Raw genomic sequence first — 14,196 nt, 5'->3', positions numbered from 1 at the left:
CTGTTGAGGCGTGACCGAAGACCAAGGACATGATAAGAGACGGCCAGAGACCTGCCAAGTCTTTATCTTGATCCCTGGACCCGGCAGGCCAGATAGAGGTTCCAGATCGCTTCTGACGCGTCCGGGTGAGCGGGAGGAGTCGCGCTCCCCTTCCCTTGTTCAGTACACCACTCGTCCCACCGTCGCAGGACTTCAAGCTCGAGGAACGTCTCCAGAGCGACCTTCCGCCCCTGGCGCGCCGCCAGGGTCAAGTGGCGAAGGATCGCCGAGAGGTCGAGTCCTCGAATCGACGCAGCCTCCTCGAGCGTGAAGCCGCGATCGATCAGGCGGCAGCTCCACTCCTCGGTCGGGACATAAGAGGAAGACGGTGGCGGGTCGGTCCGGACCTCGGCCTTCGTTGGCGTGGTCTTCGATTTCGACGGCCGGTCCACGGCAGGCGAAGGCTCCGCCTTGATCGCGGCCGGGGAGGCGGGTGTGGCCGAGCGTTGGTCGGCGTGCTGGGCGATCGCGGCGAGGATCGACGCTCCATGGCGCTCGAGACGCGCGGGGCCCAACCCCTTGATTCCGGCGAGTTCCTTCGGGTTCGACGGCCGCTCTCGGACCAGTGCCTCCAGCGTCTGATTGGTGAAAATACAGTAGGAGGGCTGTTTCGCCTCCCGAGCCCATTCGGTTCGAAGCGCCTTCAAGTGACCCCAGAGGGGGTCGCCCGCCAGGGCCGAGGTCTCGGAATCGGCCGGCTCCTCGTCATGGGCTGCGGCCGGAGCAGAGGCGGCCGAGCGGGACGCGGGGAGGCGTTCCAACCCGCCGTTGGTGAGTTTGGCGGCGATCGCATCGGGGAGGGTCAAGACGAGCGGGTGGGGGACTTGGCCCTTGAGCAATTCCCAACCTCGCGCGGTCAGGTTGGCCACCGGTCGGAACCGGTCCACTTCCTGGTACTCGACGAATCCGGAAGAGGCCAGCGCATCAAGGATCTGGACCACTTCGGGTTGGCGGAACTCGGCCAAGATCCCATAAGTGCTCAGACTCTTCAGACCCCAGCGGTCCATCTTTTCGGAACCGGAACCGGTGAGCATCTGCGCGATGATCGTCTTGCCGAAGCGTCCCTTGGCGCGGGCGACTCCGGAGAGGACCTTGAGCACCACCTCCCGCCCCGCCGCCGAATCGATCGGGATCCCGGCATGAGGGGCGGCCAGGCCATCGCTCAGGCCGCAATTGTCGCAGTGACCGCAGTGGACCCGCGAGGCAGACGCATCGCCGAAATAGCTCAGAATGTAGGAGCGGCGGCACTGGCGGGTCTGGGCATAACGGATCATCCGCTCGAGCTTGTCGTACTCGCGCTGCTTGCGTTTCTCGAGCGCGGCGAAGTCGATTTCAAGGTCGCGGGCCTTGCGGCTCCGGTCGATCACGCGGATCGCGTTACCCCGGAACGGTGGGATGTAGTCGATCGGCAGTTCCGAGGCCAAGGTTCGAATCGCCCGGTTGAGTGCGGGGCGGTCGAGCCCGAGCGTGGTGGCGAAGTCGTCGGGATGGAAATAGACGGTCTCACCGAATCGGCGGTTCACGAGTCCTTCCAGACCGAGGAGCACGATCCGCTGGACGTGGGCTTGCGAACCGAGGCGTCGGGTCAGGCTGGGCTCGTCGGCCTCGGCGTTGATCCGGACGATGGCCATGTTCTCGCGCGGGAGAAACTTCTCGAGAGCCCCCGCGGCCTCGAGAATCTTGATCGCCGTGCCGACGGCCGATTCGTTCAGCTCGATCCCGGACGACTCCTTGATCTCGGCGTGGGTGAGCTCGATCGGATCCGACTCGAGCGCACGGAGAAAGTTGAACACCTTGTAAACGGTTTCCGCAGGCGGATATTCATTATCAATGAACATCTCCTGGAGAAATCGATCCCCTAGGGCGAAGAGGAGCACGCAGCGTGCGGACCCTCCATCGCGTCCCGCGCGTCCGGCCTCCTGGTAGTAGGCCTCAAGCGTTCCCGGCATGTTGAAGTGGATGACCGAGCGAATGTTGGCTTTATCGACCCCCATGCCGAACGCGTTGGTTGCCACGACGATCTCGGCCTCGCCCGACATGAAGCGATCTTGCGCGGCGTTCCGCTCCTCGCGGCTCAACCCCGCGTGGTAGATCGCCACCGAGCGATTGAGATGATTTTCGAGGAACTGGCCGACCGACTCGCACCGGGCGCGGCTCGACGCGTAGATGATCGCCGGCCCTCGGTTCTGCTCGAGCGACTCGGCGAGCGCCACCAGCTTATCGGCGTCGCGCCGAGCCTCGACGACCGCATAGCCGAGGTTGGGGCGATCGAAGCCGGTGACGAACTGCGCCGGGTCCTGGAGATCGAGCTGGTCGGCGATATCCCGGCGCACCAGGTCGGTGGCGGTGGCCGTGAGTGCGATGCAGGGCGGAGAGCCGATCCGCCGCCGCGCCAGGCCGATTTTGGCGTAGTCGGGGCGAAAGTCGTGTCCCCACTCGCTGATACAGTGGGCCTCGTCGACCGCCAGCAGCGAGGGACGGACCTTCGCCATCGCCTCCACGAACCGAGGGCTACGGAACCGTTCGGGAGCGACATAGACGAGGTCGTACTGTCCCGCTTCGATTTCCTGAAGCCGCGTACGTTGTTCGGCTGGGTCGAGCGAGCTGTTCAGCAGGGTGGCGCGCACCCCGCGCTGAATCAAGACATCCACCTGATCTTTCATCAGGGCGATGAGCGGGCTGACGACCAGAGTCATCCTGGGGAGCAGGAGGGCGGGCAACTGGTAGCAGAGGCTCTTACCACCGCCTGTCGGCATCACGCAGAGGACGTCGCGACCTTGAACAACGTTCTCGATCACCTCGCGTTGGCCAGGCCGAAATCGCTCCAGGTCGAACCGCTCGCGGAGCGTCCGTTCGAGGTCGATCGCGCTTTCCGCCACGCTCATGAACGTCGATCCTTCAGGAAGGACTGTAAGGGTTTCTAGTATAGAGGAAAAAGCAGTCGACCGCGAGCGAGGATAGCAGGTTGGTTGCCCCTCGGGTTAGAGCCTGCTCGACGGATCTTGCCGATTCGAGCGCGTTGCAAAGAATTCATGCGGTCCGGAGCCTCCCACGGCCGAAGAACGGAAACGGAGCGTCGGCACCCATCTGTTTTTTTTCGAATCCGCGCCTCCGACGGAATCGAGGATCAATTTCGTCGCCGCCAGGCCTCGGCTCCCCCTCGAGATTCACTCCCTCGATCGACCTCGCACCGGGAGCTCAGACCAACGCCTGGGCGTTCAGGAACAAAGGAGTGGACGTCGAAATGATGCCGCCCGCACCGGCGATGAACCGCGGCCCCGCGCCTTGGGGTCTGCTCGGGATGATCGCTCTGGTCCTCGCGATCGAGGGGTACGTGTCGCGGCACGAATTCGACTTCACCCGCCCCGAAGGCGTCGAATGGCGGTTAAGCGGTCAGGCGGCACGCCGCCCGGATCTGCGTGGGACGATCCTCTGCTTCGGGTCGAGCATGGTCAAACAGGGCCTGCTTCCCCGCGTCGTCGGCAGGGAGCTTGGCCAACCGGTCTATAACCTCGCGATGTGCGGCGGTCCGGCTCCCGCCAACTACTTCCTCTTGCGGCGAGCGCTCGAGTCAGGAGCCAAGCCGGCCGCGATCCTGGTCGAATACCATCCGGGCGGCCTCGCGGTCGATCAGGCCCACTTCGCCAGCTACTGGCCCAGCCTGCTGGAAGTTCGCGAGTTGGCGAGCCTGGGGCAAGCCGCGGGGGATCCGCTTTTCTTCGCGGAATCGGTGGTGGCGAAACTGCTCCACACCGTTCGGAATCGCCATGAGCTTCGCGAGCACGTCCAAGGGGCGTTACAAGGCGAAGCTCGGTCGTTCCGGCGACACAACCTTCCGCTCCAACGCAACGTCCAGGCCAACCGCGGAGCGAAGGTCATCCCCAAGAACCCCGCCTTTCAGGGGGAGATCGCCCCCCACCTGAGACAGACCCTGCTCGACGCCTCCTGGTCATGCAACCGCATCAATGCCGTTTATATTCAGCGCTTCCTCGAACTTGCCAAGCAACGACAAATCCCCGTCTTCTGGATCATCCCTCCGTTCAGCCCCGACCTCCAGCGCGAACGTGAGCAGACGGGCCTCGACGCACGCTACCGACAGTTCGTCGCCGGCTGGCAAGCTCGGTTCCCGAACCTGACCGTCCTTGACGGCCTCCGTTCCGGCTATCAAAACTCGACATTTACCGATGCGATGCATTTCGACTGGCAAGGCGCGTACAGCTTCAGCGCCGACGTGGCGGCCGTCGTCGGAAAACGCCTCGTCGCTCCCGACGACGGAAGGCGCTGGCTCGCGTTACCGACCTATCGTGACCGTGCCGCCGAAGTCCTGCTGGAAGACTTCGCCCAATCAGTGGCAATCGTCAATCAGCCAAAATCGACGCGGCGATGACCGCCTCGGCGTTCTCGACATCGTTGGCCCAACTCCTTGAAAAACCAAAACCATTAACCATAAATGACATGAGCCATTAAAATGTTTATCAAATTCTGCAATTCAAATTACACTCATTCGTGCCCCCCCCCCCCCCATGTTATTCGTGGTTAAAATCTTTAAACTTTTGAGTCTGTCGCAAGGAAACCGGGCCGTCAGTCTGTCCCGGAGGCCGAAATTCGCGGGAGAATCTCGTTCCCACGCAGAGCGTGGGAATGCGATCCCGGCATCCAATACTGCCGTCTCAAATTTTTGCTTTTATTTTAGCTCCGTCATAGTAAGGATATCGTGATGGTGGGCCAAGCCCACCCCATGTATCGACGGCAATCACACAAGACAACAATCACCCTTTGATGACACCGACGGGTCGGAGACGGGCCACTTTTTTGGAAATGCCCGCCTTATCGACGACTTCGACGACCTGGTCGACGTCTTTGTAGGCCGCCGGCTGTTCCTCGGCCAATCCCTTGTGGCCTCGGGCGCGGGCGATGATGCCGATCGCGTCGAGTTCCTTATCGATTCTGCGATCGCCCGCGAGTTTGACGGCGGCCGTTCGGCTCATCATTCGCCCGGCGCCGTGGCAGGTGGTGCCGAAGGTTTGCTCCATGCTTCCCGGCAGGCCGGCGAGGACCCAGCTCGCGGTCCCCATGCTCCCCGGGATGATCACCGGTTGACCGATCTTTTGGTACTCCGCGGGGATCTCCGGATGGCCGGGAGGGAATGCGCGGGTGGCCCCTTTGCGGTGGACGCAGACTTGCTTGGAGACGCCTCCGCCGACCTCGTGGTGTTCGAACTTGGCGATGTTATGCGCCACGTCGTAGACAAGGTCCATGCCGAGCGATTCCCAAGGAGTGCCGAGGACCCGAGCGAAGACCTCACGCGCCTGATGCGTGAGCAACTGTCGATTGCACCAGGCGTAGTTCGCCGCCGCGCGCATGGCACCGAGGTACGACTGCCCTTCGGGACTGCGGACCGGAGCGCAGGCGAGTTGTGGGTCGGGGAGCGTGAATCCGTACCGCATGGGGGCGCCCTTGAAGACCCCGAGGTAGTCGTCACAGACCTGGTAGCCGAGTCCGCGCGAGCCGGAGTGGATCAGGACGGTGACCTGCCCCTCGCGCAGACCCATGACGTCGGCCCCCTCCTGGTCATGGATCCGGTCCACGACCTGGACTTCGAGGAAGTGGTTCCCCGAACCGAGTGTACCGCACTGGTCATAACCGCGGGTGAACGCCCGGTCGCTGACCCGATCGGGATCGGCCCCGTCGAGTCGCCCCTCCGCCTCGGTGAACCCGAGGTCGCGCACCGTTCCCCAGCCTTGCTCGACGACGTAGGCCGAGCCTTGCTCCATCAACCGACTGAGCTTCGGCTTATCGAACAGGAACCGGCCCCTCTGGCCGACCCCGGTGGGGATTTCACGGAAAAGCTCGTCGACGAGCTGGCGAATCCGTGGTTTGACCTCTTCCCAGCTTAAGTTGGTGCGGAGCAGCCGGACGCCGCAATTGATGTCGTAGCCGACTCCACCGGGGGAGATCACCCCCCCTTCCTCCGGGTCGGTCGCGGCCACGCCGCCGATCGCGAAGCCATACCCCCAGTGGATGTCGGGCATCGCCAGGCTGGCTTTCTGAATTCCAGGGAGCGTCGCCACGTTCACGACCTGCTCCGGCCCTTGATCTTTCTTGATCTGGGCGATCAACGACTCGTCAGCGAAGATCAGGCCGTCGACGCGCATATCTTGTCGATAGGTCTTGGGGATCCGCCACTGGCACGCCCCGACCTGTTCTAACGGACCGGTGTAACCGCTATTCTTAGCCATTGATAGGTCCCGAATTTCCATTCTTTGCTTCGAGCCAATGGGCCAGCACGCGGCCCGTGGCCGTGTCCATGCGAGCCACCTCTTCCGGCGTTCCCTCGGCCACGATCCGGCCCCCTTCGTCCCCGGCGCCCGGGCCGAGGTCAATGATCCAATCCGCGCAGGCCATGACGTCCGGGCTGTGTTCGATCACGATCAACGATTGTCCCAGGTCGAGCAACGAGTTCAGGGCGTCGAGCAATTTGAGCGTATCGGCCGGATGAAGCCCGGTCGTTGGCTCGTCGAGCACGAAGAGGGTTTTCGACCGGCTCGCCGACCGGGTCATTGCGCTGGGCGAGGTGGCCAGGTAGCTCGCGAGCTTGAGCCGCTGCGCCTCGCCTCCGGAGAGGGTCGAGGCGGGCTGGCCGAGGCGCAAGTAATCGAGTCCGACATCCAGGAGTGGCCGGAGCCGCGCCTGGACCTTGGGACGATGTCGGAAGAAGGCGAACGCCTCGCGGGCGGTGAGCTCGAGCACCTCGGCAATGTTCCGGCCTCGGTAGGTAATCTCGAGCGTTTCCGGGCGATAACGAGTCCCTCGGCATTCGGGACAACGCATCATCACATCCGGTAAAAACTGCATGTCGATCGCGAGGAACCCGTTCCCTTCGCACGAATTGCACCGGCCTCCTTCCACGTTGAAGCTGAACTGGCCGGCCCCGTAGTTGCGGAGCTTGGCATCGTGGGTGGCGGCGAACGTCTTGCGGATCTCGTCGAACGCTTTCAGATAGGTCACCGGGTTGGACCGGCCGGACCGGCCGATCGGCGTCTGATCGACGAGCACAGCCTCGTTGAGCTCACTGGTGCCGGAGAGCGTGGCGTGAGGGGCCGCCTGGAGCGCCTCGTTGCCGAGTCGGCGGCGCAGCGCGGGATAGAGCGTCTCCTCGACGAGCGTGCTCTTGCCCGAGCCGCTGACCCCGGTCACGACACAGAAAACGCCGAGTGGGAACGAGACGTCGATCCCCTTGAGGTTGTGGCCGCGTGCTCCGGTGAGCTTCAGGTAGCCGCGATCGCGGGGCCGTCGGCGTTCGGGAACCAGGATTCGCCGCCGGCCGCTCAGGAAGTCGGCCGTGGCCGACTGAGGCGTCCCCACGATCCCCTCGGGCGGGCCGTTGTAGAGCAATTGCCCCCCTGCCTCACCGGCGCCTGGGCCGATATCGACCAGCTGGTCGGCCGCGCGGATGATCGCCTGGTCATGCTCGACAACCACCACCGAGTTGCCGGCGTCGCGCAACGACCTCAGGATCGCGATCAGGCGATCGCTGTCTTGCGGATGCAGGCCGATCGAGGGCTCGTCGAGCACGTAGAGCGTATTGACCAGGCCTGAGCCCAGCGCAGTGGTGAGCGTCACCCGTTGGGCCTCTCCCCCGAGAGCGTTCGGGCCTGTCGATCGAGGGTCAGGTAGCCGAGTCCGATCCGCTCCAGATAGTCGAGCCGGGCTTCGATTTGCCTGACGACCCGCTGGATCACAGGGTTCGGTTCCGACTCGGCCAGACCCGCGAGGAAGCGCGATACGTCGCTGATCTTGAGGGCCGAGACCTCGGCGATGTTGCGTTCGCCGACCCGGACGGCCAGCGACTCGGGGCGCAATCGCGCTCCGCCGCACGCCGGGCAAGGGGAGTAGCCGCGCCATCGGCTGAGGAAGACCCGCACGTGCATCTTGTACGACTTCTTCTCCAGCCCGCGAAAGAATCCACGTAAGCCTGGGAAATCGTGGCCTGGAGCCCCCTCGACGATGGTCTGCTTCTGGGCTTCCGTCAGCCGCTTGAACGGAACGTCGGTGGGGATTCCCAGCTCAAGGGCCACATCGAGCAGGTCGGCGAGCTGACCGCGGTAGGCTGGGGTCGTCCAAGGAACGATCGCGCCCCCGCGGAGGGTCTTCGAGGAGTCCGGCACGATCCGATCCATGTCGAGGTCGATCACCCGGCCGAACCCTTCGCACGTCGGACAGGCCCCGAGCGGGCTGTTGTACCGAAAGAGCCGAGGGTCGGGCTCGAGAGAATCGATCCCGCAATGCCCGCAGCGCCAGCCTTGGTAAAAGCTGAGTGCGTCGGTATCGGTCAGGATCCGGCAACGTCCGAGCCCCTTGGCGAACGCGGTCTCGATCGAGTCGAGCCGCCGCTCGGGTGCGTCGGATCCGCGCACCAGGCGATCGACAATTACGTCGATCGCCCCATCGAAGGGCATCGGGAACGTGCCCGACTCCAAGAGGACAGTCTCCCCATCGACTCTGACCCGCGCGAATCCGTCCTCACGGAGCAGACCGGCGAGGACTCCGCGGTCGGAGTCGGGCCGGATTTCCATCGGGAACGCGATCTGGTAGCGCGTCTTCTCCGGCAAGGCGTCGATCGTTCGCGCCACGATTGCCGGATTCGCGGGCTCAACCCTCTGCCCGCAGCCCGGGCAGACGACTTGACCGGTGCGGGCGAAGAGCAGGCCGAGGTAGTCATGCACCTCGGTCACCGTACCGACCGTGCTCCGGCTCGATCGTCTTCCTCCGGACCGTTGGGCCACGGCGATGGCCGGGGGAATCCCGTCGATCCGGTCGGCATCCGGCTTGTCGAGCTTCTCGAGGAACTGCCGGGTATACGCCGAGAAGGTCTCGATGTACCGCCGCTGGCCCTCGGCATAGAGTGTGTCGAAGGCCAGCGAGCTCTTGCCCGAGCCGCTGACCCCGGTCATCACGACCAGCCGATTCAGCGGGAGGTCGAGGTCAAGCCCCTTCAGGTTATGAACCCGCACTCCACGGAGCCGGATGCAACGCGAGTCGTCGGCCATCAATTTTGGCCCTTCTTGCCACATTTCTTCAGAGGAAATCGTCATCGTACTCGCGAAAGTCGCCACGTGGATAGGGACTGAAGCAGCCTCGTGCTCCCCGCTCGCCCGGAAAAGGTTCGCTCGCCTTCAGACCTGAGACAGCGCGGTCGCGATCCATGTTCGCCCGGGCGATTTCGATCTCTCGAAAGCGATGCGTTTCGTTTCGCTATCGGCGCAGGTAAGATAATCGCTCTCAACGATTCTGGGCGTATCGCCTGAAGGGGAACAACGTGCACTCGACCTGGACTCTACGCAAGGGCCGTTGGCTCTGCGTCCTTGCGTTGCTCATTTCGACCGGCTGCGGTGAATCCAAGGATGCGTCACTCCCGAAGGCGGGATCAGACGCTTCGAAGGGTCCCAAGATCCTGTTCATCACGAACGGCAACTCGGATTGGTGGAGTGCCGTCGAAAAAGGGATGCACGACGGCGCCGCGAAGTTCGGCGCCCAGGTCGAGATGCGTCGCAATGACGGTCAGCGCGAGGGGCAAATCCGCCTGCTCGAAGACGCCCTGAGCCGCTCCGACGTGCAAGGGGTGGCCGTCTCCGTCCTGGATGCGGCAACGCCCGGCATTGCCGACAAGATGCGTGAGCTCCAGGCCCAGGGCAAGGTGGTCATCACCATCGATTCGGACGGTCAGCCCGATACCCGCAAGGCGTACATCGGCACGAACAACCGGAAAGCGGGCGAAGTGGCCGGCAAGGTCACGGCGATGCTCCGGCCCCAGGGGGGCACGGTCGCGATGTTCGTCGGGGTGCCGTCGGCGGCCAACGCAATCGAACGACACGACGGTTTCTTCGCGGGGGCCGGCAAGGCGTTTACCGAGGCCGAGGTCTTCTCCGACGACAACGACCTGGCGCGTGCCCTGACCAACGTCCAAACCGCGATCGAAAAGTACCCGGCCATCGGCGTGCTCGTGGGGATCTGGTCGTATAACGCGCCTCGGATCGCCGAGGAAGTCGGCAAATTTCCCGACCTCCGCAAGCGAGTCACGGTCGTCACGTTCGACCTCGACGAACAGGCTGTCGAGCATGTCGAGAAGGGTCGAATTGACGCGGCGGTCTGCCAGAACCCCTACGAAATGGGCTACCAAGGGGTTCAGTTGGTCAAGGCCTTGGTCGAAAAGGACCAGTCGACGATCGAGTCGATGCTCCCGGGCGGGTCTTCGGTCATTGACACGGGGGTTCGTGTGATCGTTCCCACCAAGGAGTCGCCCGTGAAGGGGGACAATGTGATCGACATCAAATCCATGAAGGAATGGTTGACCAGCAAGGGCCTGAAATCGTCATGACGAACGACTCAGCAACTCGGTTGGCCGCCAAGGAGGGCCGGTCCTGGGCGTCGATCTTCCGCGCACCGGAATGGGGGCTGGTGGCCGGCATCGTTGTGGTGCTGGCCCTGATCTACGTCTTCAACCCCTCCCATAGCTTCTTCTCGGCGTACACCCAGCAGGCGCTCTTTCATCAGGTCGCCCTCTTCGGGGTGCTCTCGATCGGCGCGGCGTTGGTGATCATCACCGGGGGGATCGACCTCTCGGTCGGTTCGGTGGTCGCGCTGGCCTCGATCGTGAGCGCGAAACTCTTGACCGACTGGCTGCGTGGGGGCGAGCCGACGGCGCTTCCCCCCTCCGACGCACTGGTCGCGTTGGCCATCGCATTGACCTTGCTCATGGGACTCGGAATTGGCCTGGGTCATGCCTTCATGATCAACTGGCTCGGTCTGCCGCCGTTCATCGCGACCTTGGCGACGATGGCCGGTCTGAGGAGCGTGGCGATGCTCCTCTGCAAGAACCAGTCGATCAACATTCCCTTCGACTCTTATCGGATCTTGGGAAAAGAACCGAAGTGGACCCTGGCGATCTTCACCGTGGTCGCAATCACGGCCAGCATCATGATGGGCAAGACCGTTCTGGGACGGCACCTCTATGCGTTGGGGGGCAACGAGACGGCCGCGCGGCTGAGCGGCCTGCCGACGCGACGGCTCAAGGCGGTGGCTTACGGCCTTTCCGGCATGCTCGCGGCCCTGGGGGGAATCCTGTTCACCGGCCGGAGCGGACAGGCCGACCCTCGGCTCGGTGTCTCGTACGAACTCTATGCGATCACGGCCGCGGTCGTGGGTGGTTGTAGCCTCTCGGGAGGACTCGGGTCGATCCGAGGCACCGTGCTCGGCCTCTTCCTGATCCAGATCGTGATCAAGGGGACCGCGATCGTGGTGAAGGGGGTCGACCCGTCCCAGATTGAAGGCTTGGTGCTGGGCACCGTGGTCGTGCTTGCCGTGGCGTTCAACCAGCGGTTCCGGGGACGCGCCTGATCGATCGCGCGGGGGCGTCGGTTACTGGTCACTGGAGTGGCTGGACTCAGTCTTGTTCATGACTTCGGGCCGAGTCCGAGCCACGTATGGCCATCTCCCAAACCGCGACTCGCGCGATCCCGAGCTTCTGGCAACGTCGGTCGATCCGGCGAATGCTCCAAGGCGTGATCGGCGTGCTGTTGGTGATGATTTTCGGGGTGATCGGCTATGTGGCGAACGGGTGGACCCTGTTCGACTCCGTCTACATGGTCGTGATCACGATGTCGACGGTCGGTTACGGCGAGGTCCATCCGGTGATCACGACCGCGGCGCGGGTCCACACGATGATCATCATCGCGCTGGGGTCGGTCGCGGTCGCCTATATGCTGGGCGGTTTCGTCCAGTTCCTGGCGGAAGGAGAGATCCGAACCCTCCTGGGGCACCAGCGCATGCGTCGTCAGATCGAGCAGCTCAGCGGGCACACGATTGTCGCCGGCTTCGGCCGGGTTGGCAGGCTCGTCACCGACGATCTCATCGCGGCGGGCCTTTCGCTCGTGATCATCGAGCCCGCTGACGAGCGAATCGCCGAGATCGAGCGGCAAGGCCTCCTCTACGTCCAAGGGGACGCCACCGAGGAGCAAGTGCTCGGCGAGGCGGGCCTGCTACGGGCCAAAACCCTGGTGACGGCCCTGCCCTCCGACGCCGAGACCGTCTTCATCACCCTGACCGCGCGCCAGATGGCACCCAACGTCATGATCGTGGCCCGCGCCGAGCAGCCGACGACGCTCAAAAAGCTCCGCCAAGCGGGCGCGGACCACGTGGTGCTGCCGTCGGCGATCGGGGCGAGGCGGATTGTCTCGCTCCTGATCAACCCCTCGGCCGTCGAGTTCACCGAACTGGTGACGCAAAGCTCCCACCTGGCCATCGAGATGGACGACCTGCCGATCAAAGAAGGAAGTACCCTCCACCGAATGACGCTCCGCGACGCTGATATCGGCCGCCGCACCGGCGTCATCGTCATCGCGATCAAGCGGGCCGACGGCCGCGTCGAGTTCCCTCCCTCGGGCGACGAACCGTTTGGCGTCGACGACAAGATCGTCATCCTCGGCCGCCGCGAAAACCTCGTCCAGTTCCGTGAACAGTTTGGAATTTGATCATACACCCGCGTTCGCTCGTCGCGGCGACCCAGGCTCAGGCGATGACCTCGGTGACCGGCTTCGCCCCCTTGTCCACGATCCGGATCGGTCGGCCGATCGGGGTGGCATTTTCCTTCCCGGCGTAAAACTTTGAAGGGACAGAAAGTGTCTGGGGTGGCGAGAACCAAGTCATCCCCAACTCGACGCTTTCGGAAACATCGAGAGACGTCTTCGTCAGATCCGTACTGTGGGGCAGACAGGAACGGGAGGCTTCGGCCTCCAAACGCTCAGGGAGTGGGTGTAAGACCTTCGCAGAGATCGCTGACACGTTGCTCCAGTTCAAGGACCCGTCCGTTGACGGAGTCCAAGAGGTCCAGGATGGCGATCTGGGCTTCCTGTGGGACGGTGTTCCAGAGCGGCTCAGGGATAGGAGGCATGGGGATCATGGTAGAAGTATTACGGCACGAAAGGTTCGGGCCGTGAACGGATACGCTTGAAAGTCCCAAGTGTGAATTTTCAATAATGTTCTAATTAATTACAATGCCATGTCTTGCTTTTTATAGCCATGCATACGAATATACAACAGATCAAACGCTTACAGGCTGACTTGTAGAATGTTGAATCGCGGTGCTTCTCTCCATTCAACAGAGAGGCATCATGTCACTGACTCGTCTCCGATCGTCGGCGATCGAACTGTCGGTTTACCTGGCGACGTTCCACCAGGGAGAGGCTGAGCGGCTCCAGAATGACCTGCTGACCATCATCCACGAACAAAACGACCGGATCCTCAATCCGCGATCACGGTGATTTGGCCGACAAGCCGGCCATTCTGCCCACGGGGCAGAGCCGGATGCGATCAGTCCAAGGTTGTGGGACGTGGCCCGCAAAGTCAATCGATCGGGCTACCGTCCCCGTTCATGCCGGCACAAAGTCATGTAGGGAGGTGCTTCTGATGAGTGATAATCCGATGAAATTCAGCACTCTGAGTGTCAGGTTCGGGTTCGCGATTGTCCTGGTCGCAAGTCTCTCCCTGGCTGTTCCAGGGGACAACAATTCTCTCGCCGACGATGCAACGAAGGCAATCGGTCCCGGCGAGGAGGGAGCGAGGCGAGAACTCGCCGCGTTCCAAGGGAGCTGGACGTGCTATTCGTCGGAAATTAGTGGTAAGAAACAGCCAATCGGTGTCGAAGGTGACGAATTTGACGCGCTGTACTCGCCGATCTTCATGGGCGATTCGTGGTTTCGTGCTCAACCGAACGGCAAGCCTCGAAAGCTTTTCTACAAAGTGCGACTCAATTCGTCAACGAGCCCGAAAACGATCGACCTTGTCCGGGACGATATCGGGGAATCGCTTCTCGGAATCTACATGATCGATCGGGGCACGCTGGTGATTTGTCTGAACGCAGAGAAGAAGAATACTCAACGCCCGACCCGATTCGCCTCCCAGGAAGGCACGCCGCTCACAGTGATGTTCTTCGAGCGGAAGTCAACGCCCGCGAATGCCGTCGCCCCGGCCCCGTGATAAACCAGGCTCTGACAAGAAATCTGGGTAATTCAGGAAGCATGGATTGTTCTCTGAGTTTTGTCAAAATAAACCCGGTGTCAGTTCAGGTTTCGACAAGCGGCTAACGACTAAACATGAACT

At 62.8% G+C, this 14,196-nt stretch carries 9 protein-coding genes and 1 pseudogene; 6 read left to right on the top strand and 4 right to left on the bottom strand.

Annotation, left to right across the window (positions count from 1 at the left end; genetic code table 11):
• Window positions 1-62 precede the first annotated feature (62 nt).
• A complete protein-coding gene (locus tag BUS42_RS05055) occupies window positions 63-2,924 on the bottom strand; it encodes an ATP-dependent DNA helicase RecQ (RefSeq protein WP_074305786.1) in 2,862 nt (953 codons plus the stop codon).
• A 359-nt stretch (window positions 2,925-3,283) separates the two neighbouring features.
• On the opposite strand from BUS42_RS05055, the gene BUS42_RS05050 reads away from it, so the two are divergent.
• Window positions 3,284-4,426: a DUF1574 family protein gene (locus tag BUS42_RS05050; RefSeq protein WP_143206248.1), complete on the top strand. Its 1,143-nt coding sequence runs from the start codon at window positions 3,284-3,286 to the stop codon at window positions 4,424-4,426.
• 382 nt (window positions 4,427-4,808) lie between these two features.
• Here BUS42_RS05050 and BUS42_RS05045 read toward each other — a convergent pair whose 3' ends face one another.
• Both BUS42_RS05045 and uvrA read right to left on the bottom strand, forming a co-directional pair.
• A complete protein-coding gene (locus tag BUS42_RS05045; protein ID WP_074305784.1) occupies window positions 4,809-6,278 on the bottom strand; it encodes an RtcB family protein in 1,470 nt (489 codons plus the stop codon).
• A pseudogene (uvrA, locus tag BUS42_RS46300) lies at window positions 6,271-9,089 on the bottom strand (excinuclease ABC subunit UvrA). Before uvrA ends, BUS42_RS05045 begins: the two are co-directional and overlap by 8 nt.
• A gap of 269 nt (window positions 9,090-9,358) precedes the next feature.
• Here uvrA and BUS42_RS05035 point away from each other — a divergent pair.
• From BUS42_RS05035 to BUS42_RS05025, 3 genes are all read left to right on the top strand, one after another.
• Window positions 9,359-10,417: a substrate-binding domain-containing protein gene (locus tag BUS42_RS05035; RefSeq protein ID WP_074305783.1), complete on the top strand. Its 1,059-nt coding sequence runs from the start codon at window positions 9,359-9,361 to the stop codon at window positions 10,415-10,417.
• A complete protein-coding gene (locus BUS42_RS05030) occupies window positions 10,414-11,436 on the top strand; it encodes an ABC transporter permease (RefSeq protein ID WP_254053316.1) in 1,023 nt (340 codons plus the stop codon). The genes BUS42_RS05035 and BUS42_RS05030 overlap by 4 nt, the downstream gene beginning before the upstream one ends.
• 86 nt (window positions 11,437-11,522) lie before the next feature.
• Complete coding sequence (locus tag BUS42_RS05025; protein WP_074305779.1) at window positions 11,523-12,569, top strand: potassium channel family protein; 1,047 nt, start codon at window positions 11,523-11,525, stop codon at window positions 12,567-12,569.
• 37 nt (window positions 12,570-12,606) lie between these two features.
• On the opposite strand, the gene BUS42_RS43500 is transcribed toward BUS42_RS05025, so the two are convergent.
• Window positions 12,607-12,744 (bottom strand): hypothetical protein, encoded by a 138-nt coding sequence (locus BUS42_RS43500; RefSeq protein WP_159452169.1) that lies wholly within the window; start codon window positions 12,742-12,744, stop codon window positions 12,607-12,609.
• A 464-nt stretch (window positions 12,745-13,208) separates the two neighbouring features.
• On the opposite strand from BUS42_RS43500, the gene BUS42_RS43495 reads away from it, so the two are divergent.
• Both BUS42_RS43495 and BUS42_RS05015 read left to right on the top strand, forming a co-directional pair.
• Complete coding sequence (locus BUS42_RS43495; RefSeq protein ID WP_159452168.1) at window positions 13,209-13,358, top strand: hypothetical protein; 150 nt, start codon at window positions 13,209-13,211, stop codon at window positions 13,356-13,358.
• A 145-nt stretch (window positions 13,359-13,503) separates the two neighbouring features.
• A complete protein-coding gene (locus BUS42_RS05015) occupies window positions 13,504-14,073 on the top strand; it encodes a TIGR03067 domain-containing protein (protein WP_074305775.1) in 570 nt (189 codons plus the stop codon).
• Window positions 14,074-14,196: the final 123 nt, after the last annotated feature.

Source organism: Singulisphaera sp. GP187, assembly GCF_900129635.1.
Classification (GTDB): domain Bacteria; phylum Planctomycetota; class Planctomycetia; order Isosphaerales; family Isosphaeraceae; genus Singulisphaera.
Note: the sequence above shows the minus strand (reverse complement) of the source record. Positions and strands in the feature narration are given on the sequence as shown.